We start from the raw sequence: 4,018 nt of genomic DNA on the forward strand, positions 1-4,018 counted from the left end.
CCACGGACGGTCTTCCCTCGATTGAGCTTTCAACGAACTCATTCTGGCACATCGCGATGCCGTTGGGAGCCGTCCACCCCAACACGGCAACCGGGCAAACGCCCGGAACGAGGCGGAGTCTTCGAGATGGAAGGCCAGTTCCTGATAACTCAACTGGCGATGCTGCTTGAGCAGGGCGCAGCGCAGCACAGCCTCGGCCGGCAACCCCTCGCGGCCGGTTTCCTTGAGGCCATGCCGGCACAGGTCCCGCGTCACCAGCCCGAGCAGATCGCCATGCTCATCCAGCCATTGCGACATCACCTTCAGTTCACGACCGATCTCGTGCTCGGCGAAAAGATCGAATATGCTCGCCTGGACGGTGCGTTCTCGGCGCATTGTCGGCTCCGGCGGTTACGGGTTTATCTTTAGAATCAGTAGCTTGATCTAAAGTATACCTGAAGCCGCCGGGCTTTGTCCGCGGAGATATCGCGATTCATACAATAATTTCAGCAGCTTAACGTTTATGGGCGGGCACTAGTCTAGGGCGAGCCACCTCACTCCCGAAGAAGGACATACGGTCTTACGATAGATCTGTGTTGTCTCGACCGATTCATGGCCGAGCCAGTCGCCATCGAGAATGATCTGCCCGGCCATTTCGATACGCCAAGCCTTGACGGCCATCTGCACCGTCCGCAGGCTTTTCTTCGTGAAGCGTGACGGATCGGCGCTCATGAGGCGCTGTAAAACCGACGCTGCCGAGATCGCCGGATCCGCCTCAAGCCACGCTCGAATCTGGGGCTCGAATGGCTCCAGCATGCTTGGCCTTTTCGGGTAAGGCTTGGTCCGACGATATGGCCGCCGATGTGTCGGCCGTTTCTTCCCAATCTGCTAGAGCTTCGAGCCTGGCGTTACAGGCCGATCGCTTACGTTTGAAGGGCCGCGCTCGGCCATCATCTGTTCCAGATCGCGCAAGCTGAAAAATGCATCAGATACCAACGAACGCACGGCAGGATCACGGATCGATCAAAATTGGCGGCCTTCGAACATGACAAACTCCGGAAAAAGGGAGCAAGCCTCATGCAGCAAAAGACCTGCCCGAAAGTTGGCGACAGACATAACCCCGCTATTTCCGGCAAGCTTCAGGTTCTAGTCGCACCTACGATTCGATTCACAAAATGCGAAGCGTAACTGCATTCCGGTTTGTCTGCAAACTTACGCATGTCGGATATGCGACTACGCACTCAAGGAGCTATCTTACTGAGAAGGAATTAGTTTTCCATTTGGCATGGAAGATGCTTGATCGACAGCAGACGCGTTGCAATTGGAGACTGCCGATCACAATGTCCTTCCGACTTCTGGAACAGAATTCATCGCGAAGCTTAACCCCGTGGAGTTCCCGTCAACCTAAGGGAGATCAAACCACAGATGGACGAGTCCTGGAAGGAATCGGTTAATTCAAGCTACTCGAAGGAGCTTTTCTTAGATGGCCCATCCCTCATTAACCACGCCGCGCCTTGTTCTTTCGCCGTACGCTCTGACGGATGTCGACGAGTTATACCGGGTGATGAGCGACCCGCGAGTCATGAAACACATAGGAAGAGGCGCACTGACTAGGGTTGAAGTGGCGGACGTCGTGTCACAGGCGATCAATGAGTGGAGCGAAACCGGCATGGGACGGTGGACCATCCGCCTTCGGAGTGAAGATCATCTGATTGGCCAGATATTCCTCAAGCCAGAGAAGGAGTTGGCTGAGATCGAAGTGGGCTACGCACTGGACGCAGCATTTTGGCGGCAAGGATACGGGCGAGAGGCCCTCGATGCCGTTGTCACTTACGGATTCAAGGAGAAGTTCTTGCGGCGAATCGTGGCGATTACCCGGCCGGAAAACCTCCGCTCGCGTGCTTTGCTCGAACGATGTCGCTTCATCCAAGAGCCGGACGTCGTCATCAGAAACAAGACGTTGTGCTTGTTTGCTCGTTCCGAACCATGAAAGTTGACTTCAAGAGAACCAGCCATAGGGCAAAAGATGGTTCCGTCGCAAACTCCAGCTCAGGTGAGCGTCACACGGTGAGGGTTTCGAACTTGTGTGGATGCAAGCCTTTTTTGCAAGATAGGAGCTGAACCTTTGAACGCATCGTGACTGAGGTGGCTCTCCCTACACTGGTCTTCCGAGGGCTGCTCGGGTAGACTGAGCGATCCTCATCACAGGAGGACGAGCCGTGGCTGATTATAGAAGGTTTTGTCGGAATCCATGTCGCTAAACTGAAGGATGCGGTTGCGGTTGCCGAAGCTGGCTTGCGGGATATGCTGGTCCGGGAGTCCTCTACAAGGTTATCGAGGCGATCATTGCCGGCGAAGTCCGCAATCGCGGGGCGGTCATTGCAGCCGCGAAAGAAGAACCTTTCGAATTCTATACCATCACGCTCATTATTGGCTTGGGGGCTGCCTTCGTTACCGCCTTGGGTGTTGCCGCCTTCCTGGTCCGGATATTGAAGGGCCGCCCGTCGCGCAGCGAGTGATCTATTGCCGGCGCGACAGAAACTATCGATCTTGATGCCGCATGCTCCACGGGAGCAGTTCTCCGATCCTGTTGATCGGATGGTCGGCGATGCGGGTGAGGACGTCGCGAAGATAGGCTTCGGGATCGAGACCGTTGAGCTTTGCGGATTGGATGAGCGACAGGATCGCCGCCCTTGTCTGACCCGGCAAAGAGCCAGATGCTATGACGATTTCCACTTGCGAAGCCGTGCTTTGAGGGCAGCATGGCCAGCGGCCATTTCGGTCGGGAGAAGGATGGATCCGTCATGAGTGATTACGATGCATATATTGGACTGGACGTCCATAAGGACTCTATTTCCGTGGCCATGGCCGTTGCCGAAGCGGGAAGGTTGGGTGAGGTTCGCCTTAATGGCACGATTTCGAACAACCCGGACGCGATCTCCAAGCTAGTGAGGAAGCTTTGAGGTCGGCACGGTCTCCTGGAGTTTGCCTATGAGGCCGATCGAGGATCTTGGGTTTGATTGCAGGGTCGTCGCGCCAAGCCATACACCCGTCCGGCCGAGCAATCGGCAGAAGAACGACACCCGCGATGCCGTGATGCTCGCGCGATTGTTGCGTGCAGGCGAACTCACATCTGTCTGGGTGCCAGACCCGGTGCATGAGGCGATGCGAGATCTCGTGCGCGCTCGTTGCGTCGCTTCCCATGATGTGCGGAAGGCTCGCACATTAGTTCAGCTGTTTTTGCTGAAGCACGACCTGCGATGTCCGGCAAACTCCTGGACCTCCAGACATCGAACATGGCTTCGTAATCGACAATTTCTCATCAAGCGCAGCAGATCGCATTTCAAAGCTACCTCAATCGCCTGGAACAGGCCGAAGCCCGCAAGAAGGAACTGGAAGAGCAAATCGCGCTGGTTTCGCAAACTTGGTCGTTGGGCCGCACTGTGTCGAACTTGCAGGCTTTCAAGGGTGTGGGTCTGATCATTGCCGCTACGCTGGTCGCCGAGGTCGGGATGTTCTCGCGTTTCGATAATCCACGCAAACTAATGGCATATCTCGGCCTCAAGCCGGGAGAGCACTCAAGCGGCGGATCTATCCGATTGCGAGGAATAACCAAGACCGGCAACTCCGCCTTGCGCGCTTTGCTGTTTGAAGCGGCTTGGTGTTATCGCGGTAGCGTCAAGGTGGGAAACTGGATGCACAATCGCCGTCCCGAGATTCCGCGGGCGATCAATGACATCGCATGGAAGGCACAGGTTCGCCTGAACACTCGTTATCGGAAGCTGGTTGGTTCGGGCAAAAAAAGCAATGTCGCTATCACTGCGGTTGCTCGAGAACTGGTCGGTTTTCTCTGGGACGTCGCTCGTAGAACTGAAGTCGCAACGGTGTCACCTACGGCGTAAAAGCGCGGCCATACTCAGGGATCGGGAAGGATCAGGGGGTAACCGCCCGATTGTCACCGCCTGCCGGCTATCGTCGTGATGGCCTAAGACACGTCTTTAACGACGTCGTTAGCGACGTGTCTTAGGCGAGGTTTGCG

The 4,018-nt window shown here is 55.9% G+C and carries 3 protein-coding genes and 2 pseudogenes; 2 read left to right on the forward strand and 3 right to left on the reverse strand.

Features of this window, described 5'->3' with window-relative positions; translation table 11 throughout:
* On the reverse strand, window positions 1-375 hold a 375-nt coding region (locus QN224_RS33320; protein ID WP_283980138.1), incomplete at its 3' end, for a transposase.
* 138 nt (window positions 376-513) lie between these two features.
* Complete coding sequence (locus tag QN224_RS33325) at window positions 514-795, reverse strand: hypothetical protein (protein ID WP_283980139.1); 282 nt, start codon at window positions 793-795, stop codon at window positions 514-516.
* Window positions 796-1,462: 667 nt separating this feature from the next.
* Between QN224_RS33325 and QN224_RS33330 the strand changes: the two genes are divergently transcribed.
* Window positions 1,463-1,969, forward strand: a complete 507-nt coding sequence (locus QN224_RS33330) for a GNAT family N-acetyltransferase (protein WP_283980140.1) — start codon at window positions 1,463-1,465, stop codon at window positions 1,967-1,969.
* Window positions 1,970-2,520: 551 nt separating this feature from the next.
* On the opposite strand, the pseudogene QN224_RS33335 reads toward QN224_RS33330, so the two are convergent.
* Window positions 2,521-2,719, reverse strand: a pseudogene (locus QN224_RS33335) (transposase domain-containing protein); the annotation flags it as partial.
* Between the two features lie 64 nt (window positions 2,720-2,783).
* Here QN224_RS33335 and QN224_RS33340 point away from each other — a divergent pair.
* A pseudogene (locus QN224_RS33340) lies at window positions 2,784-3,881 on the forward strand (IS110 family transposase).
* Window positions 3,882-4,018 lie beyond the last annotated feature (137 nt).

It is taken from the genome of Sinorhizobium sp. 7-81, assembly GCF_030124405.1.
Classification (GTDB): Bacteria; Pseudomonadota; Alphaproteobacteria; order Rhizobiales; family Rhizobiaceae; genus Sinorhizobium; species Sinorhizobium psoraleae.

Coding starts and splice junctions, on each gene's coding strand:
- QN224_RS33325 (WP_283980139.1), bottom strand. CDS start 795: ATGCTGGAGCCATTCGAGCCCCAGATTCGAGCGTGGCTTGAGGCGGAT.
- QN224_RS33330 (WP_283980140.1), top strand. CDS start 1,463: ATGGCCCATCCCTCATTAACCACGCCGCGCCTTGTTCTTTCGCCGTAC.